The organism is Sinorhizobium terangae (assembly GCF_009601505.1).
Taxonomy (GTDB): domain Bacteria; phylum Pseudomonadota; class Alphaproteobacteria; order Rhizobiales; family Rhizobiaceae; genus Sinorhizobium; species Sinorhizobium terangae.
Genome location: NZ_WITC01000023.1, coordinates 23436 through 44364 on the forward strand (window position 1 = coordinate 23436; position 20929 = coordinate 44364).

Sequence of the window (20929 nt, forward strand, 5' to 3'; positions counted from 1 at the left end):
TCCACTTTAAAACCAGTCCAAAACTATAAAAGTTGAATTTGATACCTAAAAGGTATGCTCATGGAACTGAGGCAGCTGCGTTATTTTCTCGCCGTCGCGCGCGAGCGGAACTTCTCGCGTGCTGCAGAGATCCTGCATATTGCCCAGCCGCCCCTCAGCCGGCAGATACAGCAACTGGAAGACGAACTCGGCGTTCTGCTTATCGACCGCTCGAACCGACCGCTCGATTTGACGGAGGCTGGCCGCTTCTTCTACGAGCAGGCCGGACAGATCATTGCTCGCATCGAAAATATGCGCGAGCAGACGCGCAAGATCGGCTTATCTCGTCGGGAGCGCTACGTCATTGGCTGCGTCGGCTCGACGCTCTATGGCGGTATACCGGACCTCGTCCGCCGCATGCGCGAGCGCTGGCCGGATCTCGACATCGAGATCCGGGAAATGATGTCGACCGAGCAGGTCACCGCTCTCAAGGAGAGGCGGATCGATGTCGGCTTCGGCAGGGTCCGCTTCAACGACAGGGAAGTCGAGAGGCTGACGCTTCGGGAGGAACGACTGGTGGTCGCCTTTCCAAAGGGGCATCCAAAATCGCTCTCCACCGAACCGATCGGCCTTGCCGAACTGGAGGGGGAACCGCTGGTCGTCTATCCGTCTGCGCCGCGGCCGAGCTTTGCCGACGAGGTCCTCAACATGTTGAGCGAGCAAGGCATTTCTCCTGGCAGCGTGGAAGAGGTCCGTGAAATCCAGACGGCGCTGGGCATCGTGGCGGCCGGTATGAGCTTGTGCATCATTCCCACAGCCTCTCAGCGGCAAAGACCCGACGACGTCTGTTACCGCGTCATAAAAGATGAGAAGGCCACCTCGCCGATCATCATGAGCTTCCGGCGCGACGATGCAAAAGGAAGGATCGAAGAGATCAAGCAGCTCATTCGCGAGATGTACGCCGACAACCCGCCGTGGCTGCAACTGTCCAACGTGCAACTTGACGGGGCCTGAGTTTCCCTCGAATCTTCGGCCGCACTGCAGACAGCCAAAGATAGCCTCGTATGCGACCCTCTGGAACGCGAAAGATCGACCCAATGCGGAAGCTTCCCGGCAGCGCCAGCGATGTCCGGTGTTGGACGCGAGGCGGCCGCTGCACGAAAGGCCCTACGCAATTCACCCTGATCTCAGTTTACGTTTGAGCCCAAAGTAATCGGCATAACGGCGGATGTTGCGTCGAGCTACAGTCGGACTTTCAATTCGTATATAGTTGGACTGCTCGGGCTGAGCGTCGCGAGTGACATTGGAGGTAAGACGTGGAGCGCAGGCTGGCGACTATACTCGCGGCCGACGTTGTCGGTTACAGCCGGCTAATGGAGCTCGACGAGGAGCGTACCTATAGTGCACTGCGCGTTTGCCGGGCCGTCATCGAACGTCTGATTGAGATCCACGGCGGCAGGGTCTTCGGCGGTGCGGGCGACAGCCTAATTGCTGAGTTCGTCAGCCCTGTCGAGGCGGTGCGGGCTGCGTTTGAGGTCCAGCATAAACTCGCATCGATGTCGTTCGACCTTCCGGAAGGCCAGAGGATGCAGTACCGGATCGGGATCAATCTCGGCGACGTCATGATCGATCGCGAAGATCTTTTTGGCGACGGCGTCAACGTCGCCGCGCGCCTTGAGGCCCTCGCCGAGCCCGGCGGCATTTGCATATCGGGGAATGTTCATGAATGCGTAGACGGCGAATTGCGGTTCGGATTCGACGATCTCGGATTTCGAGAGCTCAAGAATATCATCCGGCCGATCCGGGTGTTTCAGGCGCGACTGAGCACAACCGCGCAGGCGAAGCTGCCGTCCCCGCCACCTTCGAGCAACAAGCCGTCGATTGCCGTCCTGCCTTTCGAAAATATGAGCGCAGATCCTGCCCAAGTCTATTTCAGCGACGGCATCACCGAGGACATCATTACGGAACTGGCCCGCTTCCAGCAGTTGCTCGTGATCGCGCGCCACTCCTCTTTTCATTACCGGGACAAAGCCGCCGATGTCCTGCGGATCGGAAGGGAACTGAATGCGCGGTACGTGGTTGAAGGGAGCGTTCGACGAAGCGGGGATCGAATTCGCATCTCGGCGCAGCTGATCGATACCGTCACAGGCACTCACGTCTGGGGCGAGCGCTACGATAGCAAATTGACAGAACTGTTCTCGGTTCAAGATGAGGTGACGAAAAGGATCGTCGCCGCCCTAGCTGTGCGCGTGGAGGAGGAGGATTGGGCGAAAGCCCGCCGCAAGCCCCCGGACAGCATGCGTGCTTACGACTTCTGGCTGCGCGGCAAACGCAGCCTCGATCTTTACACGCATGGGGGCAATCTCGAAGCACGCCAACTGTTTGAGAAAGCCCTGGAGACCGATCCGGATTACTCCCGCGCCCACGCAGGGCTAGCCGTTACCTATGATCGTGGCGGATTCTATTCGGCTTGGGATGTCGATCCGAAGGCGTCGCTTCAGAAGGCCGAGGACCATGCGAAGAAGGCTGTCTCCCTCGACGACACGGATCCCTTGCCGCACGTCGTTCTGGGCTGGGTGCATCTTGGACGCAGGGAATTTGACCAGGCCAAGGCGCACCTGGAGCGGGCCATGGCCATCAATCCTAACGACGCGGACACGCTGGCAAAATCGGCTCTGGTCCTGGCATGGTCCGGCGAGGGAGCAGCGGTCATCGATTTAGCGCAGGCCGCCATACGGCTCAATCCGCATTTTCCCAGCTGGTATCAGTGTTTTCTGGCCGGTTGTCATCTTTGCGCCGGGGAATATCCGGAGGCTGTTGCCATTTGGGAACGAATGCCGGATGCAACCCCGGAGACGCGAGCGATGTTAGCCGCGGCCTGCGTTATTGTCGGCAGGCTGGAAGACGCACGGCGGCATATGGCGGAGTTCATCCGGACATATCCGCAGCACTTTGCCGGCAGGCCGAGCGCGCGCCGCGTCAGGCGTCTGTTCGCATTTCGACACGAGGCCGATGTTGATCGCCTAATTCAGGCGATGTGTACGGCCGGACTCCCAAGATAAGTGACCGCGCGCTTTTGGCACTTCCGTCGCGTTCGTCGCAAGCGAAGGCAAGGCAGAAAACCACCCTCTGGAGCGCCCTCTGACGAACGTGAAAGATCGACCCAAAGACGACTTTCGTAGATCGAACTGTGGAAAACCGCTGTGCGCCGATCCTCAGTCGTTCGGCAATCAAACCGACCTATCAGGGTATATTGACCCTGAGCTACCCCGATGGCCAAGTTCGACGGAGAGCGACCGGCGGGGGCCTGCTCATCGAACCTGCGGCAACCGTGAGAACCGTGGTCAGTGCGAAACCGATACAGAATGCGGCTATGCGAAGCATCGATGTTTCCTCGAGTTCCAGAGTGTTGAAAGGGTGTCGCCTGTTCAGGCAGCCTTGTCGCGGCCAATCGCCTGGACCTTGTCCCAGACGCGTTCGGGCCGGGGAATCTCGAGGTCAAAAATGGTCTCAAACGTGTCCGCGAGATGGTCCGCGCTTGTGATGCGGTGTTCGCTAACACTGTTGGGCTTCACGGTGCGCAAGCAATCGTTCTGCAGGGCGACATAGCCGTCCGCGGTATGACGCAGGACTGCCAGCGCGTTTGTGAATGGCGACGCGGGGTCCCGGATCAACCAGGAATGCGTGCCGGCCATGGCCGCCTCATCGCTGTGATCGGCCCGGAAATCGAAGCTGTGTGCGATGCCATGCACATGATTGTTGAAGCGCAGCCAGCCGTCCTCCGTCGGCATAATCGAAAAATCGAAACCGCGCTGGCTGATCGGTCCGACAGCAAGCGGCACGGGTTCGACGATGGCGTCGGCGACGCCGACCTCGGCGAGATAGGGGCGGTCGAGATCGACACGCAGGGTCAGGTGATTGCCGATGGCGATGTCGCCCAGTTTTTCGCGGTCAACGCCGCCGCAAAGACGGGTCACCCGGAAACCGAGCGCATCAAGCACTGCGCCGAAGAGACCGTTCATCTCGTAGCACCAGCCGCCGCGCCTCCCCTCCACCATCTTGGCGAAGGCGGATGCCGGGGTGATCGAGGACGGCCATCCCATGAAGGCATCCAGCGCCTCCCAGGTGAAGGTCATGAGGTGAGCGCGGTGAAGTTTCGACAGGCCGTGAAGGTCGAGAGAAATCGGCCGGTCGACCCGGATCCTTGCGAGATACGTGTCCAATTGGCTGGCTGTCAGGGTCATTCCGATTTCGTTTGAAGGCGCGTGTGTCATCCTTCGGTCTCCTTTCGATGGACCGTTGTTGTTGTCGGTGCTGTATTTCGGGGGGCGATGTGTCGCCGGATCAGGCGACCTTGCGATCGTCGTCGGGCAGGAAGGTGAGGCCGAAATCCATTGCGACGGAGGCGATCTGCTCGGGCGTTTCGGGCTTGCAGAGCTCGATGATCGGAAAGAAGTTCTCGAACCCGCCCGGCGTCACGACGACCATGAGGCAGCCTTCCGTCTCTCCGATGTTCCTGAACCGATGCGGCACGCCGCGCGGCAGCGCGATGCAGCCCCCCTCTGCCAGCTCGACATAGTCGCCGGCACACCAGAAGCCAAAGCAACCGGACAGGACGCGGAAAAACTCGTCCTCGCGCTCGTGCACATGAAGCGGCGGACCTTCCCCGGGCGGCACGATGGCCTCGAGCATGCCCAGCGTGCCGCCTGTGTTGGAGGCCATCATGCGTATGACGTGTTTGCCGAACGCCGCTGCCGGCGTTCCATGGCCCGGCGGCGATACCGCCGCATAGGTGAATGTCTTCATGTCGGGTCTCCTTCTGCTTGAGGACACCCATCGATTACTTTGTGCTCCGTCTCATGATAAGAGCGATGAATTGACATTATTGAACGGATAATCGCTCTCATGAAAACGCTGGATCCGCTTGACGGGATTGCCGCCTTTCTAACTGTTTCGACGCATCTCAGCTTCACTAAGGCGGCGGACGAACTCGGCATGTCGCGTGCGACGGTGGGAGCCCAGGTCAGGCAGCTCGAGGATCGCCTCGGGATCCGCCTCTTCCAGAGATCGACGCGCAAGATCGCCCTTACCGAGGCGGGCGCGGCCTACCGGGAAGCCCTTTCGGGTATCCTGCCGCAGATAAGGGAGGCGGAACGGGCGGCAACCTCGTTCCAGAAGGAAGCCGTCGGGCGGTTGCGGGTATCCGCGCCGCCCGACCTCGGGCATCTGGTGATCGTGCCGGCGGTTTCGGAGTTCCTCAAGCTCAACCCGGCTGTGTCCCTGGAACTGGACCTGTCGCATCGGGCCGTGAACCTGGTCGAGGATGGCTTCGACCTTGCAATTCGAGGCCGCCTCGAGGTCGATATCAATCTTATCACCCGGCAACTGGCGACATCGTCAATCGTGATTTGCGCTTCGCCCGCCTATATTGCCGAACATGGTGCACCGGAGACGCCGCACGACCTCGCACACCATTCCTGTCTCCACTTCGCCGAACTAAGATGGGGGCGGATCTGGCCGTTCAGCAGGAACGGTGAGGAGTTTCGCATTCCAATCGTGCCTCGGCTGGAACTTAATCACAGCCTTGGCCTGCGCGACGCCGCCTTGCTGGGAGTCGGTATCGTCCTCCTGCCCGACTTTATCGTTGGCGAAGACCTCAGGCAGGGCCGGTTGATACGTCTTCTCCCCGATTGGCATATCAGCACGATACAGCTGCAAGCGGTCTATCCGGCCAATCGCCATATCGCGGTAAAGGTCCGACGCTTCGTCTCGTTCCTGGCAGGCAAACTGCGGTCGTAGACGAGGCGAAAACCCGCACTCCGGATGAATGTGAGAATGAGCAGCAGCGACAGGAGGCTCTCACGAACGTCTACTTTGCGTCTGGTAAGACGCGCGGCGCTGTAGTGCCCAAGTGTCCGCTTAGGGCCGCAGTATCACTTCGAGGAAGATTATCATCGGCCCGCTTGAGGTTAAGCGCTGCGGCTGTGGAGGGTGGCTTTCGGGAGGAAAGCTATGTCCAGTTGGAACTCCGGCCGCATCGTCGGTCAGAAGCCTCCATTGAAGCCGAAGGAGGTCTAGGCCATCCGAACTCGCCTCCAGATGCTGGGCGCGGTGCGTGACCTAGCGCTTTTCAATCTCGCTATCGACAGCGAATTGCGAGCTTGTGATCTCGTCGCGATCTCAGTTGCTGATGTGGCAATTTCCGGAAGGGTTCGCGACCGGGCGATCATTATCCAGAGGAAGACCAGCCGACCCGTGCAATTCGAACTGACCGACCAAACGCGGGAGGCTGTCGCTGCATGGATTGGAAGTCGCAGACTCGGTGAACGGGATTACTTGTTTCCCAGCCGCGTCCACGCATTGCCGCATCTCTCGACGCGGCAATATGGCAGGATCGTCGAGCGGTGGGTGTCGAGCATCGGACTTGACCCCAAGCGCTACGGCACGCACTCGATGAGGAGAACCAAGGCGGCGCACATTTACAAGAAGACCGGCAACCTGCGCGCCGTCCAGCTCTTGCTAGGCCACACAAAACTGGAGAGCACCGTGCAGGACCTCGGGATCGAGGTCGATGACGCCCTAGCCATCTCTGAACAAGTTGAGTTGTAGTGCTGAATTGCGGCGCTTCTCATTGAAGCGCCGCTCTTTGGCCCCGCTGAGGGCCAAAGTCGACCCGTTGCGGACTTCGGCAGCATTTACTCAGAATGGCTGGATCCCGAGCCGGAAGTGGCTATTGACCGCGACCCGCACATTTACCGGACATTTGCGCCCGTTCATTAATTTCGCGGCTTTCATTCATTTTTTCTCGAATGAGCCGATGTGCAACGCCAGCGCTTCCTCAAACGTCCGGAGCTACTGACGCGCCGTCGCAGTGCCGCTGCCATTCCCTTCCAATGTGGCGGCGATCTCGCGCTGAAGAGCTATATGGCGCTCGCCGCCCGCGACGGGCCTTTCCGCCGCTGGAAATCGCAACATCCGGGCGACAAATGAACAGCGGATGGCTGTGTTGGATCCAGTGTGAAGGCCGAACCCTACCCCTTGCCTTCAAGATGCTCGAGCAGGCTCTGCGCGAGCGGCGTCAGTTCCGTGTCGCTGCGGATGCAGAGCGACAAGCGACGCACCGCCCAATCCTCCGCCAGGCGTTTGACGGAGATCGGCATCGATTTCCGGCAGCGGCGTACGGCCGTCTCGGGCACGATGCCGACCCCGACCCCGGCGCTCGCCATCCGGCAAATATCGTCGAACCCGCGCAGCCGAATGCGCGGCCTGATCCGCAGACCGATGCGCGCCGCCTGCGCGTCAAGGTGATCCTGCAAGGCGCCTTCGCGCAGCGCTATGAAATGCTGACCGCGAAGATCGGCAAGGCGGACGTGTCGCATGGCCGCAAGGGCGTGGTCGCGTCCCGCCACCACGACGAGTCGGTCCGTCACGAAGGGGCGCAGCGTCAGTCCGGTTGTTTCCACCAGATCCGAGAGCACGCCAATTTCGGCGAAGCCGAGCGCGATACTGCGGGCGATGTCGGCGCTTTGGCGTTCCTTGAGCACAATATCGGCTTGCGGATGGGTGGCCAGCCAGGGCGCGAGCCGCGCGGGCAGGAACTCGGCCAACGCCGCTGTATTGGCCAGGAGGCGGACAGTGCCGCGCAGGTCTTTCGCTAACTGCCCGATCTCAGCGCGCATGCGAGCCATCTGGGAGAGGATCAGCCGCGCATGGTGCAGCAGCGCCTCGCCGGCTTCGGTCAGTGTCACGCCGCGCCGGCCGCGGTCCAGCAGCTTCACGCCGGCCAAGGTTTCCATCTCGCGCAGGCGTTCGCTGGCGGCAGGTAGCGACAATCCGGCCTCGACCGCGCCATGAGTGATGCTGCCGGCCTCGGCCACGGTGAGAAACAGGCGCAGGTCGGTCACATCGAAACGCATGGCGGCAGAATAATCGGGCGCAAGGCTTCGGTCTAGCCGAAGGCTGACTGCGGCACTTCCGCATTGTCTACGGCGCGTCAGACGGTATGACGGGGCATGACCGATCTGTCCATGCCCGTCCTGCTCGCGGCCGCCGCAACCTTCTTCGCCGCCGGCGTCGTCAAGGGCGTGACCGGCATGGGGTTGCCGACGGTGGCGATGGGAGTGCTTGGCGCGCTGATCTCGCCGCTCTCGGCGGCCAGCTTGCTGATCGTCCCGTCCTTCGTCACCAATGTCTGGCAGCTTCTGGCCGGTCCCGCCTTCGGTCCGCTCGTCCGCCGATTCTGGCCGATGATGCTGGCGATCTGCACCGGCACGATGCTGGGTGTGACATGGCTGACCAGCGGCGAGACCGAGGCGACCACCACCGCCCTCGGCGCCGCGCTCGTCACTTACGCCGGCTATTCCTTGCTGGGGTCCCAGATTCGCGTGCCCTGGCACTGGGAGCCATGGCTTTCGCCGCTGATCGGCGCGGTGACCGGCGTCGTGACGGGCGGCACAGGGATACTCGTCATACCGGCCGTGCCCTACTTGCAGGCACTCAGCCTTCCGCGGGACGATCTGGTGCAGGCGCTCGGGTTATCGTTTACTGTGTCGACCGTTGCACTCGCCGCGGCGCTTGGCGCACACGGCGCATTCGAACTCCAGGGACTGGCGCTCTCGGTACTGGCTCTTGGTCCTGCGCTGGCAGGCATGTGGGCTGGCCAGGCGCTGCGTGGGCGGATCAGCCCGGCTGCCTTTCGACGCCTGTTCCTTATCTGCTTGCTCCTGCTCGGAGCGGAAATGTCGATGAGATCGTTGGTGTGAAGGAACTCGAAGCGCCGTTCGGGCCAGAAAGCGGTCACTTGAAAGTCGATTCAGTGCAAATCAAAAATCGCCTGCTGGACCCCAAGAGAAGAACGGTCGAATCCTTCCCAGGAAAGCCATCAAAAGACGGGCATCATCGCAACGCGACGAAGTGGGTCGAGACGTTTAGCTTTTTCCGCCGCAAGGTTGGCGCTCAGGCGCTCCGGACATGCATCTCCCTCCACAATGTGGAATCCCAGTGACGTGTAGAACGGCGCGTTAAAGGGGGCGAGGCGATCCGTCGTTAGAGTTGCACCTTGGAGCTTTCTTGCACGGCCTTCGTCTAGCAGGGCTTTCATGATCTGCCTTCCTATGCCCCTTCTCTGCCAGCTTGGATGCACGTCCACTTCGCCAATGTGCAGGCAACCGTCCGCTATATACCCTCCGCCGTAGCCGACGGGGATGGCCTGCTCGTCGAATGCGGCGAATAGGAAGCCGGCATCGAGATATTGCTGCAGTTCGCCGTCACTGCTGGCCGCCGCTTCACCAGTCACGGCGCCCGCCCCGCGCAGGGTCTCGAATGAAGCTAGTTCTATCGTGCGTAATGCCGCAAAATGATCTCGGTTGGCTCTTCCTATACGGAAACTCACGTCGACCTCATCTACTTGGATTTCTGGTGCTCTACCCAACAGCGTTTTACTGATGCCGAGCTCGCGATCCAACGGTAGTTGCAACCTTTTCCCGGACGTCGAGAGTGAAGCGCGCACCTTCATTTCACTCCTCTTTGTTGGATTGCGTGGTCACCTCGCGGCAATTTCGAACGCCAAGTGATCGGGCTGGAGCGCGGTTAGCACCTCCACGGCGTTGAGGATTTCGCCGGGCGCGTGTGCTCCTGCATGGCTGAACTGCCGGCCGAGAAGACGCTCGACGACCTCGCAGACGAGCGGTGCGGTGAAGGCGTAAATGTCCTGTCCTCGGGCAACAGTCCGTCGACTGGCTCCTTCGCGCCTCGTAACGACTTCGACGACGAACTGTTGCGCTGAGCGCCCGGTCGGGTCCGCCGCCTTCGGAGCGGGCGTCGCCTTGTCGCGAATGTCGCTGAGAGCGACCGCGCTCAAATAGGTGTGGAGCTCTGTTGTCTTCACGTGCCGAGAGATCAGAACGATCTCGGAGAATGGCATTTCGCTGACGATCTGACTGCCCAGCCCGGACCCGAACTCCCAGTGCTTCTGCGCAGGCGGGAGAGCCAAGGGACTGAGGCGGCCCTCGGAGACAACCATGCGCGTTGCCTTGTTCCGTTCACCGGTAACGCGGGTGCCGCGCGTCGGGTGCCAGCTGTCGAGTCCGATGAAGATGTCGATCGTGTCCGCAGACGTCCAGCCTCCCAACGTGGCGGTGACCAGCAGGTCGGCGAACCCGCCGTAGAACCCCATACCGGGGATGACCGCAACTCCGGCTTGGCGGGCAGATTCATCGAAATTCTCAAGGGTCGTTCCGACGCTCGGTTGCTCGGCGCTGACATCAATATAGTGGATCCCTGACTTTACCGCTGCAGCGGCCAACGCATCGGCGGTATCGAGGAATGGCCCTGCGCAATTGATCACGGCCTCTGCGCCGGCCAATACCCGCATTAGCGACCCCTCATCGTCGACGGTCGCTGGGCGGCAGAGCACCTCCGGCTCGCGAAAGTTTGCCGCTGCGAACGCCTCGGCACTGCGGGCGATTGCGATCGGCCGAAGCCCACGGCGCAACAATTCCGCGACCACGAAGCGGCCGGTATGCCCTGTTGCTCCAAATACCGCTACCGTCCCAGCGGCTATCATCACATTCTCTGTCATTAATTCCTCCATGCTACAGACCTGTCTGTTGCAGAGAAGTACATACAGGTCTGTAGCGCGTCAAGACCTTCCGTGCTATATCTGCTGGACAAAGTGGAGGCCGAGCATGTCGAGAATTGCATCCATTCCTGTCGGCCACGGCGCCGACGTCCGCAACAGGATCCTCGAAACCGCGTCAGAGCTCTTCTACAAGCAAGGCGTTCGGGCGGTAGGTGTCGACCTGGTGGTCGAGAAAGCCGGCGTCGCGAAGACGAGCCTCTACCGTCATTTCGGCACGAAGGACGATCTCGTTGCCGCGTTCCTGGAGCGCGAAGATCAGGACTTCTGGGGCCAGTGGGATAGCGTGACAGCGCAACACCAAAACAACGCCAAGGCGCAGTTGGACGCCCATATGGGTTGGATTGGCGAACGTGTCGGAAGGCCGCACTATCGAGGCTGCCCACAGATCAACGTAGCCGCCGAGTTTCCTGAACCTGACCATCCCGCGCGCAAGATTGCCGAGGCCCATAAGCGCGAGATGCGGCGGCGGCTGAAAGTGATCGCGGAGCATCTCGACGTGGCTGCCCCTGATGAACTAGCGGGCCAGCTCGCGGTTCTGATAAACGGCGCCTTCGTCAGCTCACAAATTTTCGAGCCGGGCGAGGCCACGCCGCTGCTTCGGCGCGCGGCCGAAGCACTGATATCCGCTGGCGAGGCATCGAGGTCACGCTCGGGCCGACGGCAGTAACTCCGCCGCTTCGACGCGCGCCACGAGCAGCCGCCTATGCACCGGACCCCCGACTGCTTTCGACCAAAACCGCGACGGATGGGAACCGGGAAGATCGACCCCTGAGCCGGCATTCACCGATACCGTTCCTGAATTTTCGGTGATCGCCCCGTTGCGGATACTCTGACCACGAGGCACTCTGCCGCGGTGGAGGCCGTTCGCTGCATTCGGACCTCGGTGGAGCGCTCGCTTCGCCTCATGAATACCGACTACATTGACCTGCTTCTCATCCACAGACCCGACCCGTTCATAAACCACTTCGAGACCGGTGCGGTGCTGGATGCAATGGTCAAGGAAGGAAAGGTACGAGCTGTTGGAGTCTCGAATTTCCGGACCTGGGATTATGAATTGCTGCAGTCGGCGATGGCGACGCGATTGTCTGTAAATGAAATCGAATTAAGCTTGCTCGCTCGTGACGCGTTCACAAACGGTGACGTAGCCTTTTCCAACAGCGCCAAATTCCGCTGATGGCGTGGTCTCCTTTGGCGGGAGGTCGATTGATAAACGACGCTGATGAAGGCTTAGCATCTGCTCTTGATCGCGTTGCTCACACGTATGGCGTAGATCGTGCAGCAGTCGCTCTGGCGTGGCTGCTGGCGCACCCGGCGCAGATTCTCCCGGTGCTCGGCACCAACAATCTCGATCGTATCCGCAATCTCTCGAAGGCCGGACAAGTCAAGATCGACCGGATGACTTGGTTCACTCTCTACACGGCGGCAATGGGAGATGACGTTCCATGATTTGAGAGCATGCGTCAATGATGCATCGACGGCGCATGACGGTATGGTGGCGCATGGCGCACCGCGCCCGTTCAGCTCCCGTCGTCCGGCTTCCGCTCTTCACCCAGAGCGCATTCTTTCTTTCGTGTTCGTTAGCTCTAAAGTTGTTCGCCTCCTGCACATGTGTCTCGACCGACAGTTACATTCACCGATCTTTCGCGCTACCGGGATGTGGTCGCGGAGTCCCTATTAGAAGAGGTTCACACTATGTGGACCGACGTACGCTATTCTGTACCCTGTGTTCGCGCTGTGCTCGTGAACTCGTTCGCCTCGGCGAGATCTTTTCTGATGACGTCATCTTCCGAGAGAGAGACCTACTTGAGAGTGTGCAATGCCAAAAGCGGGGGAACTTACCCCATTTTCAGCATACTCGACAGAAGCCCTTTCAACTCAGGCTCTTGAACGCGCAATGCAGCTTCGGTCGGCGACAACCATTCGACTTTCCGCTGGTCGACTTCCGGGAATGTGCTGTCGACCTTGTCTACTTTCAGGGCGTGAACCTCCACGACGGTGGGTATCTTCTCGCCGTTATCGAGCGTCTTCAGGTACGTGTAATATCCCAACGGACGCTTCTTAGCCTTGCCGACCACACCGGCCTCTTCCCAGGCCTCACGCTCAGCAACCTGGTGAGATTTCAGCCCCTTGATGGGCCAGCCTTTCGGGACGGTCCAGCGACGCGAGTCACGGGTCGTTATCACGAGGACTTCTACGGAACCCTTGTCGCCCAGGCGATGGCAAAGCGCTCCAATCTGCTCGGCAGCGCCGTTCTTCATCATTGACCCTGCGAAGCTCGCAAGTCGCGTCAGGTGTCGTTCATTCTTCTTCATGGCGCAGCTCAATCGGCCTGAAACAGGGCTCGTCAAATTCTTGGGAAAGCAGTTGACGGACAATCTATGCCAATCTCTCTGCCCGGTCGACGGGACGCAAAAAATGAAAGCTGATGTATCAAGCGGAGCCAGGGAACCTTTCTGCCACTTGAACAGTTTATTGCGCATCGCTCCTGAACCACCCGTTTGGGGGCGAGGAGTATTGCCATTACTTCAGCGCCCGCCGATTGGCGGGCGCATTTTATTGTGTGAGCCTAAGACAGACCGGGATATCTTGACCTGATCAGAGCCTGAGTCGCGCGAAGTCTAGCGTGCTGCGCCTGCACGGATCCCTGTGGGAAACGGCCATTTCCGGGGCCTTGGAACGTTCCCAGCTCGCACAGGTCCAATATGACGGATTTGTGACAATCGACAACCGCATGGATCGCCGATGCTCGGCCTGTTTCGCAAGCTCCTCCCTCGTGAAGACCGGTTCTTCGATCTGTTCGAACAGCATTCGCGCACGGTCATGGCGGCCGCGGAGGCGCTGAACGCGCTGCTCGCTGGCGGACCGGACATCGAACGCCATTGCGATCGCATCGTCCAACTTGAGGACGAGGCCGACGCGATCACCCGAGAGGTCCTGCTGGCGGTGCGCCGCAGCTTCATCACGCCCTTCGACCGCGGCGACATCAAGGATCTCATCCAGTCGATGGACGATGCGATCGACATGATGCACAAGACGGTGAAGACCATCCGGCTCTATGAGCAGAAAAGCTTCGATCCCGGCATGCAGGCAATGGGCGTCGCGGTCGTCGAGGCCGCGCATCTCGTCGCCGAGGCCATTCCGCTCCTCAACCGGATCGGCGTCAACGCGCACCGCCTGAGCACGATCGCCGAGGAGGTGACCCGTGTCGAAGGCCGCTCCGACGAACTGCAGAGCAGGGCCTGAAGGACCTGTTCAAGCGGCATGGCAGCACCAATCCCATGGCCTATATCATCGGCAGCGAAATCTATGGCGAACTCGAAAAGGTCGTCGACCGCTTCGAGGATGTTGCCAACGAAATCAGCGGCATCGTGATCGAGAACGTCTGATGGACGCCACCCTCGCCTTCCCGCTGCTTGTGGGTCTCATCGGGGTTGCCCTGTTTTTCGATTTCCTGAACGGATTGCACGATGCAGCCAATTCGATCGCGACGATCGTCTCGACGCGGGTGCTGCGGCCGCAATATGCCGTCATGTGGGCGGCCTTCTTCAACTTCATCGCCTTCCTCTTCTTCGGTCTGCATGTGGCCGAGACGCTTGGGAAGGGCATCATCAATCCCGGCATCGTCACGCCGCAGGTCATCTTTGCGGCGCTGATTGGTGCGATCGTCTGGAACATCCTGACCTGGGTCTTCGGCATCCCGTCGAGCTCTTCGCACGCGCTCGTCGGTGGCCTCGTCGGCGCAGGCCTTGCCAAGGCCGGCTTCAGTTCCATCGTCTGGTCCGGCCTCCTGAAGACTGCCGGCGCCATTGTCATGTCACGGGGGATCGGCTTCGTGCTGGCTGTTTTGCTGGTGCTGATCGTCTCCTGGCTGTTCGTGCGCCAGACGCCATTCTCCGTCGACAACACCTTCCGAGGGCTGCAATTCGTGTCGGCCTCGCTTTATTCGCTCGGCCATGGCGGCAACGACGCGCAGAAGACCATGGGCATCATCGCCGTGCTCCTCTTTTCCCAAGGCTACCTCGGGCCGGAATTCCACGTGCCCTTCTGGGTGGTCCTCACCTGCCAGGCGGCAATTGCGCTCGGCACGCTTTTCGGGGGATGGAGCATCGTCCACACGATGGGATCGAAGATCACCAAGCTCAACCCGATGCAGGGCTTCTGTGCGCAGACCGGCGGCGCCATTACGCTTTTTGCCGCCACCTGGCTCGGCATTCCGGTCTCGACAACCCATACGATCACCGGCGCCATCATCGGCGTCGGCTCGGCCCGCGTCTCGGCCGTGCGGTGGGGCCTCGCCGGAAATATCGTCGTCGCCTGGGTAATCACGCTACCAGCGGCCGCGCTAATATCGGCCGTTTCCTACTATGCAGTCGATATAATAGGCTAGAGAGTCTCACGCGCCTTCTAGCGGCTCGGCGAGACAAATAGCTAGCTTTGTCCAACAGCTTAATCCCCACCGCCTTGCATCAAGTCGAACCGCAGCCGTCATGCCAGGCAAAACCATTCAACCGGTTCTTTTGTCGGCGCAGAGCAGCCATTTGGCACTTATGCTGCGAATTTCTGGATTCCACACCCATCCACGACGCTGATGAAGGCGAATTCTCGACCCGAAGCGGCATTTGAACGTGCGGTGCAGCTGGACGAAGGGAGGGGTAGCGCGAAGCGTCCGCTCCTGGTGCTTCTGCGACGATGGGAATGGGAAAGATCGACACTCTACGGGCGTTCGTTCGCCCGCCCCAACGGGATGATTGGGTCGCAATTCCATCTTCCAGGCTCAGACGCACATGGCTGTGAGGTCACCTCGTCACAACTGATCAGATGGAGTATTCTAGCCGTTCCGGCCATCGGATTGGACGTGGGGCCCACCCGGTGGTGGACGGTAGCACTCGACGCAAGCTGATCGCAGGGGGATTCTGGGTGGAGGGGCACGAGGCGGATGAATCAAGCGCCAGTCTCAGACAACAGGTCGAACTGCTGAAGCGAGAGCTTGACGAGACCCTCGAACAGCAGACGGCGACGAGCGAAATACTGCGGGTCATTCCGATCTCGACCAGCTCCGCGCAGCCCGTCTTCGATGCGATAGCGAAAAGCGCAGCGAGGCTATGCGCGGCAGAATTTTGCTTTGTGTTTCGGTTCGACGGCGAGCTCCTGCATTCCGTCGCCTATCACGGCATATCGCGCGAAGGCATTGAAGCGGCCCACGCCAGTTTCCCGCGGAAACCCTACAGGGGCTACGTAACGGGGCGAGCCGTTCTCAGCGGTGCCATAGAGCAGATTCCTGACGTATTTGCCGATCCTGAATACCAGTTGCTGCCGCTGGCGAAAATCGTGTCGTATCGCAGCTCGATCGGCGTGCCGTTGATGCTGACCGGGCGGGCGATCGGAGCGATCGGCGTCAGTCGACGTGAGGTCGGATATTTTCCAGAACGGCAGATTGAGCTCCTGCGAACATTCGCCGATCAGGCCGTGATCGCCATCGAGAACGTGAGTCGAGGTGTGGCACGGGTGGCTGTAGGTTGAGCAGATCTGTTTCCGCCCCTTTCGTCTGGCGGTGCCTTAGTGGCTCGACCGTGACTCCCGTTTCCACACCCCGCTCATCGAACCGGACGTGCAGATCTCCCGCATCCGGCTCTCGGACAAGATTTCACGCCTTCACCCACGGCACGCCGCGTCCGAGACGGGTCAGACGTACCAGCCCGAATTGCTGGTATAGTCACGCCACTTGTGCCGCCGTCATGATGTAGGCGTCGTGCTCCTAGGTGGACACGTGAGCGGTCGTGGCTTTCTTCGTTCGAGAGTCTGCCATTCCCCTCTGTCTTAGGAGCCGTTCCGACCGCGGAGATCGGGAACCCTTGCTATGGTCAAGATGTTTGACTTCCAAGGAGGTCCCCTATGGCTCACGCAGACAAGATGAAAAGGCTGATTGAAGATTGTCAGAGAGACATCGCCGCCTACCTGCCGCCCAATAGCGCCATCGCGCCGGAAGAGCTGCTCAACAGGCTGGTGGCCCGGCTCGAAGGCCGCCAGGCTGAGGAGGCATTGGCCGATGAATGGCAAAGCTGGTGGCCGAACGATGATGCTGACCGCAACATAGATCCACTCCGGGAAAGGTTATACCGGAAGTCGCTTGACACTGGCGAGTGTTGAACCGCAACTGTGCAAGCGAGGCGGTTGGCTTTCCTGGCTCCGTTCGGGCGGTCAAATCCATGGAACATCTTTTTGCCAAATGGTTCAGCAGCCGCGCATCCCGATGTCTCATTCGCGTTAGTGGACCGGAAATCGAAGTTGAAACCCGAGAGAGATGCCATGTCACAGGAAGCTCCGGAGGTCGAGTCTAACGAGTTACATGAGACAGAGGATGTCGAGCAGGCCGGCGCAATCTGCATCCGTCGCAGCAACGAGGCCACGTCGGAAGTCCTGCTCGTGGCGAGCCTCCGGCACGGCCGATGGGGATTGCCAAAAGGCCACATCGAAGAGCACGAGACTTCGAAATCGACGGCTGAGCGAGAGGCTTTCGAGGAGGCAGGCGTTATCGGCTCTGCTGACGCCCAACCGTTTGGCAGCTACCATTATTTCAAGGACAGCAGCACCAGGCGACATCGAGTGACCGTCCATATGATGAAAATGCGAGCAGTGGCCAACTCCTTTCCCGAAAAGACGATTCGCAAGACCAAGTGGTTTCCTGTCGATGAGGCTGCGAGGGCGGCCAGTCAGCCAGGCCTGCGGGCATTGCTGCTGAAACTAAGATAGGTCTGCCCTGACGCAATGGCGACATTGACGCAGCCTCACTGTCACGCCGTCGTCACGAACCGCGGCTAAACAACACCCACTCACCATTGACCACGGGGGTACTGGCAATGGCTGCGGGAAGGTCGGGTTAGCCCGGCCTTTTTAGTGATTCTTGCCATTGGCAGAGTGGTGGACGAGGAACTCAACTCCATCCGCCCCGTTCTTCTTCTCAAATCGGATGGAGTAGAACCATGACCACCAAAGACACCAACGCAAAACCGGAACAGGCGAGGCCTGCTGATGTCCATCAGCCTGCGGATCGAAAGAAGCAGGCTGATGAGGAGTCGATTGCGCCGCCGACCGTCCAGCCCCCCGGTGCCAAGGACAATAGCGAAAAGCCGGAAGTTAATCCTGTCACTGGCGGGGCCGCCTAATGGCTGCTCTGGTGATGTAATTGTTGAATTTATCAGCGATTTCGGAACAAAGGAGAACGTGATTCGGTTGACTCCCTCGGGTTACCTGAGGAGCAAACCATGGCAGTCGCGGGGCGAGCCCAATGGAAGGGCTATATCCGGTTTGGCGAAGTGACCGCGCCGGTGGCGCTCTACACCGCCACATCGACATCCGAGCGGATCTCGTTCCACACCGTGAACCGAGAAACGGGCAACCGGGTGCGGCGCGAATTCGTCGACAGTGCGACCGGCAAGCCGGTGCAGAAGGAAGATCAGGTCAAAGGCTACGAGCTCGACAACGACAGGTACGTGGTGCTCGAGCCGGAGGAAGTCGCCGCGGTGGTACCGGAGAGCGACAAAACCTTGCATGTCGAGGCGTTCATTTCCTGCGAGGACATCGACAAAGTCTATTTCGACCGGCCCTATTACCTGACGCCGGACAAGATGGGCGCGGAGGCATTCGCGCTGCTGCGCGACGGCATGCACAAGAAGAAGGTCGCTGCCATCGCCCAGACAGTTCTCTTCCGGCGGATGCGGACCGTGCTGCTCCGCACGCACGAGAAAGGTTTGATCGCCACGACACTGAACTTCGACTATGAAGTCCGAAGCGCCAAAGAGGCGTTCAAGGAAATCCCGGAAATCAAGATCAAGGGCGAGATGCTCGACCTCGCCAAGCACATCATCGGCACGAAGAAGGGCACCTTCTCGGCCGACGAGTTCGACGACCGGTATGAGGCCGCGCTTGCCGAACTGGTCAAGGCCAAGATGGAAGGCAAGACCCTGCCGAAACGCGCTCCTCCGAAAGTTTCGAAACCAAATGAATTGCTCGAAGCCCTGCGCCAGAGCGCCGGTGTCAAGGCTGCGGCCGAACCGAAGAGACGCGCCGGCAAGGCCGCGGCAAAAGGGAGAGCAAAAGTAACGCGGTCGGCCGCAGCGAAGGCGAAGACAAAGACCGCCGCGAAGAGCGCACCCGCTCAACGTCGCCGGGCAAGCTAAGTGAGGTGAACGATGGCACCCCCACGTCCATATTGGAAAGGCTATCTCAAGCTCTCGCTCGTCACCTGCCCTGTTTCGATGATGCCGGCGACCAGTGAGTCGGAGAAGGTCCGCTTTCACACCCTGAACCGGAAAACGAACAATCGCGTCGTCTCCAGATACGTCGACGCCGAGACCGGCAAGGTAGTCGATGAAGAAGACGAGGCGAAGGGGTACGAACGCGGCGAAAACGAGTTCCTGGTGATCGAGGACGAGGAACTGGAGAGTGTCGCGCTCGAAAGCGCCCGGACCATCGACATCGAAAAGTTCGTGCCGCGCAACACGATCGAATGGGTCTGGCTGGAAAAACCCCACTACCTGTCGCCGTCGGATGAGGTCGGCCACGAGGCGTTCAGCGTCATCCGCGACGCGATGGAAGCCGAGAAGGTCGTGGGCATATCCAGACTTGTCATTGGTCGGCGCGAGCGAGCTGTAATGTTGGAGCCACGCGGCAAAGGTATCGTCGTGTGGACTCTCCGTTATGGCGACGAGGTGAGGAAGCCGGAAAACTATTTTGACGACATCAGCGACGGCGACAATGATCCCAAGCTGATGAGCCTCGTTACATCGCTGATCGACGAACGGAGCAAACCCTGGAACCCGGACATGGTCCAGGATCCGGTACAGGAAAAACTCAAGGAGATAATCGAGAGCAAGCGCAAGTCAGCCAAGAAGGGCGCCAAGCCGAAAGGCAAGGATGAAGAGCCTGCCTACACCGGCAACGTGATCGACCTGATGTCGGCTCTGAAGAAGAGCCTCGAAAAGAAGTCGGGCGGCAAGAGTAAATAGGAGTTGGGACAACGAATTGGCGGGTTGGACCGGGCTCTGTCGGTAAGTTGCGACGGCCGCCAGTCGTGTGGGGACTGAAAACGAGGTGGGCCTATGCGGCCCCTCGCCGTTGATCCCTGTCTGACGGCGGCATGAACGCAAGAACACGATGGAGACCGTCCGCGACGATCTTCGGACGATGCTGCGTTGTAGATTCTGACAACGCCGGAGGAGATTGAACCGTGGCTAACAGCGGATTGGCAGCAGGCGCGCACCCTTCAACGGCCGTTGTCGGTTGACGCCATGACACTTTTGCCCGTTGAAGGGGAGCAGCAGGCATTTCTACTCTACCTACCCACTGCGTCACAAACAAAAGGCCCGGCGACCGGAAGTCTGCCGAGCCCGGTTACAGCGATCGCTCTGCTTGAGACATCGGCCGCTGGGACTTCGCCCGGTCTAAAGGTGATGTCGCTGGTGGCCTGATCCCTCGCGAGGCATGTTCCCTCATGTAACCGCCAGCAATATTGCCATAGCCACAACGGGTTAAGAAGTGGGACTTAGGTCCGATGCGCTCCCCAAAGGTCCCATTCACTTTCGAGCGGGGAACCACGCAAGGGGCACGGCATTTGGAATCTGTCGCTGTTAGCGATCCGAGGCCCATTGCGATGGTTGGGGGTTCGGCGAGGGACAGGAGGACCGCAATGTCCAAGCGCTCAGCAAGAAAAATTTCGCCAACGAAAGAGACCGAAGCCGTCCTTGTGGAGTAGGTCGTTTATGACTGGTGCAAAGTGCATCGAGTGGACCCTAAGAGCCATTTGGCAGTAATGCAGGGGCTGAGGGTTCTCTACATGATCCGCGAGTTTGATATGACGGATAAAGAGAAGCTTCTGGAGGAACTGCTGGACAGCGACGGACCTCGTGCTTCTTAGGCTAGCTCAGACTTCCCTGAAAGTCAGCAGAGAGCAACGCCCCAACTCGCCGGCGTGGCTCTATCTCTGTTCGCAATGACCGCACGTTCTATTTCTTCGCCAGATAATTCCATCACCTTCTCGCGGCTACGGCCCGCGTCACGGATCGCTTACAGCGCCTTCTGTCGCGTTACCTTCGCCGTCTTCATCAGATAGGCGACCTCATGCTCTTGCGTGGATACTCGTGAACGGTCGCAGCCTTCTTTCTTCGGATGGTCTGCCATTGGTTTATCTTCCGTCGTCTGAAGAATAGGAGCCGTTTCGGCTGCGGCAAGGCCGGGAATCGTTGAGATGCCAAGCCTAGCGAGCTTAGAGAGCTGTCATGCCGTTTTGCCCCTGGCTGCGCGGAACCAAGGTCA

At 59.9% G+C, this 20929-nt stretch carries 20 protein-coding genes and 3 pseudogenes; 16 read left to right on the forward strand and 7 right to left on the reverse strand.

Annotated features, from left to right (window positions below; translation table 11 throughout):
* The first annotated feature begins 60 nt into the window (after window positions 1–60).
* Both GHK62_RS04205 and GHK62_RS04210 read left to right on the forward strand, forming a co-directional pair.
* Complete coding sequence (locus GHK62_RS04205) at window positions 61–993, forward strand: LysR family transcriptional regulator (protein WP_153437078.1); 933 nt, start codon at window positions 61–63, stop codon at window positions 991–993.
* A 302-nt stretch (window positions 994–1295) separates the two neighbouring features.
* Complete coding sequence (locus GHK62_RS04210) at window positions 1296–3041, forward strand: adenylate/guanylate cyclase domain-containing protein (RefSeq protein WP_153437079.1); 1746 nt, start codon at window positions 1296–1298, stop codon at window positions 3039–3041.
* A gap of 366 nt (window positions 3042–3407) precedes the next feature.
* On the opposite strand, the gene GHK62_RS04215 is transcribed toward GHK62_RS04210, so the two are convergent.
* Both GHK62_RS04215 and GHK62_RS04220 read right to left on the reverse strand, forming a co-directional pair.
* Window positions 3408–4253: an arylamine N-acetyltransferase family protein gene (locus tag GHK62_RS04215; protein WP_153437080.1), complete on the reverse strand. Its 846-nt coding sequence runs from the start codon at window positions 4251–4253 to the stop codon at window positions 3408–3410.
* Window positions 4254–4323: 70 nt separating this feature from the next.
* Complete coding sequence (locus tag GHK62_RS04220) at window positions 4324–4785, reverse strand: cupin domain-containing protein (protein ID WP_153437081.1); 462 nt, start codon at window positions 4783–4785, stop codon at window positions 4324–4326.
* A 99-nt stretch (window positions 4786–4884) separates the two neighbouring features.
* Between GHK62_RS04220 and GHK62_RS04225 the strand changes: the two genes are divergently transcribed.
* The 3 genes from GHK62_RS04225 (at window position 4885) to GHK62_RS04235 (ending at window position 6969) form a co-directional block, all read left to right on the forward strand.
* A complete protein-coding gene (locus GHK62_RS04225; protein ID WP_153437082.1) occupies window positions 4885–5778 on the forward strand; it encodes a LysR family transcriptional regulator in 894 nt (297 codons plus the stop codon).
* Window positions 5779–6078: 300 nt separating this feature from the next.
* Window positions 6079–6588 carry a tyrosine-type recombinase/integrase gene (locus GHK62_RS04230; protein WP_153437083.1) on the forward strand — a complete coding sequence of 170 codons (510 nt, stop codon included), beginning with the start codon at window positions 6079–6081 and terminating at the stop codon, window positions 6586–6588.
* 210 nt (window positions 6589–6798) lie between these two features.
* A complete protein-coding gene (locus GHK62_RS04235; RefSeq protein WP_153437084.1) occupies window positions 6799–6969 on the forward strand; it encodes a hypothetical protein in 171 nt (56 codons plus the stop codon).
* Window positions 6970–7010: 41 nt separating this feature from the next.
* On the opposite strand, the gene GHK62_RS04240 is transcribed toward GHK62_RS04235, so the two are convergent.
* On the reverse strand, window positions 7011–7895 hold the full coding sequence (locus GHK62_RS04240) for a LysR substrate-binding domain-containing protein (RefSeq protein ID WP_153437085.1): 885 nt from the start codon (window positions 7893–7895) through the stop codon (window positions 7011–7013).
* Between the two features lie 96 nt (window positions 7896–7991).
* On the opposite strand from GHK62_RS04240, the gene GHK62_RS04245 reads away from it, so the two are divergent.
* A complete protein-coding gene (locus GHK62_RS04245) occupies window positions 7992–8741 on the forward strand; it encodes a sulfite exporter TauE/SafE family protein (RefSeq protein WP_153437086.1) in 750 nt (249 codons plus the stop codon).
* A gap of 119 nt (window positions 8742–8860) precedes the next feature.
* On the opposite strand, the gene GHK62_RS04250 is transcribed toward GHK62_RS04245, so the two are convergent.
* The gene (locus tag GHK62_RS04250) at window positions 8861–9493 is read right to left on the reverse strand and encodes a GNAT family N-acetyltransferase (RefSeq protein WP_153437087.1); all 633 of its coding nucleotides are present in this window, start codon (window positions 9491–9493) and stop codon (window positions 8861–8863) included.
* A gap of 27 nt (window positions 9494–9520) precedes the next feature.
* A complete protein-coding gene (locus tag GHK62_RS04255) occupies window positions 9521–10558 on the reverse strand; it encodes a saccharopine dehydrogenase NADP-binding domain-containing protein (protein WP_153437088.1) in 1038 nt (345 codons plus the stop codon).
* Window positions 10559–10664: 106 nt separating this feature from the next.
* Between GHK62_RS04255 and GHK62_RS04260 the strand changes: the two genes are divergently transcribed.
* A complete protein-coding gene (locus GHK62_RS04260) occupies window positions 10665–11285 on the forward strand; it encodes a TetR/AcrR family transcriptional regulator (RefSeq protein WP_153437089.1) in 621 nt (206 codons plus the stop codon).
* Window positions 11286–11489: 204 nt separating this feature from the next.
* A pseudogene (locus GHK62_RS04265) lies at window positions 11490–12064 on the forward strand (aldo/keto reductase); the annotation flags it as partial.
* A 389-nt stretch (window positions 12065–12453) separates the two neighbouring features.
* Here the strand turns inward: GHK62_RS04265 and GHK62_RS04270 are convergent.
* Complete coding sequence (locus tag GHK62_RS04270; RefSeq protein WP_153437090.1) at window positions 12454–12930, reverse strand: NUDIX hydrolase; 477 nt, start codon at window positions 12928–12930, stop codon at window positions 12454–12456.
* Between the two features lie 430 nt (window positions 12931–13360).
* On the opposite strand from GHK62_RS04270, the pseudogene GHK62_RS04275 reads away from it, so the two are divergent.
* The 8 genes and pseudogenes from GHK62_RS04275 to ku (GHK62_RS04310) all read left to right on the forward strand — a co-directional run bounded on the left by GHK62_RS04275 (window position 13361) and on the right by ku (GHK62_RS04310) (window position 19623).
* Window positions 13361–14004 (forward strand): annotated as a pseudogene (locus GHK62_RS04275) (DUF47 domain-containing protein).
* A complete protein-coding gene (locus tag GHK62_RS04280) occupies window positions 14004–15005 on the forward strand; it encodes an inorganic phosphate transporter (protein WP_153437091.1) in 1002 nt (333 codons plus the stop codon). The pseudogene GHK62_RS04275 and the gene GHK62_RS04280 overlap by 1 nt, the downstream one beginning before the upstream one ends.
* Window positions 15006–15487: 482 nt before the next feature.
* Window positions 15488–16138 (forward strand): GAF domain-containing protein, encoded by a 651-nt coding sequence (locus tag GHK62_RS04285; protein WP_327790995.1) that lies wholly within the window; start codon window positions 15488–15490, stop codon window positions 16136–16138.
* A 372-nt stretch (window positions 16139–16510) separates the two neighbouring features.
* A complete protein-coding gene (locus tag GHK62_RS04290) occupies window positions 16511–16765 on the forward strand; it encodes a hypothetical protein (protein WP_234886764.1) in 255 nt (84 codons plus the stop codon).
* A gap of 24 nt (window positions 16766–16789) precedes the next feature.
* Window positions 16790–17368 carry an NUDIX hydrolase gene (locus GHK62_RS04295; RefSeq protein ID WP_234886765.1) on the forward strand — a complete coding sequence of 193 codons (579 nt, stop codon included), beginning with the start codon at window positions 16790–16792 and terminating at the stop codon, window positions 17366–17368.
* A 230-nt stretch (window positions 17369–17598) separates the two neighbouring features.
* The gene (locus GHK62_RS04300) at window positions 17599–17781 is read left to right on the forward strand and encodes a hypothetical protein (RefSeq protein WP_153437093.1); all 183 of its coding nucleotides are present in this window, start codon (window positions 17599–17601) and stop codon (window positions 17779–17781) included.
* A gap of 99 nt (window positions 17782–17880) precedes the next feature.
* Window positions 17881–18795: a non-homologous end joining protein Ku gene (ku, locus tag GHK62_RS04305; protein ID WP_153437094.1), complete on the forward strand. Its 915-nt coding sequence runs from the start codon at window positions 17881–17883 to the stop codon at window positions 18793–18795.
* A gap of 12 nt (window positions 18796–18807) precedes the next feature.
* Window positions 18808–19623 carry a non-homologous end joining protein Ku gene (ku, locus tag GHK62_RS04310; RefSeq protein WP_153437095.1) on the forward strand — a complete coding sequence of 272 codons (816 nt, stop codon included), beginning with the start codon at window positions 18808–18810 and terminating at the stop codon, window positions 19621–19623.
* A gap of 1060 nt (window positions 19624–20683) precedes the next feature.
* Here the strand turns inward: ku (GHK62_RS04310) and GHK62_RS04315 are convergent.
* Window positions 20684–20794 (reverse strand): annotated as a pseudogene (locus tag GHK62_RS04315) (DUF3606 domain-containing protein); the annotation flags it as partial.
* Between the last annotated feature and the right edge of the window lie 135 nt (window positions 20795–20929).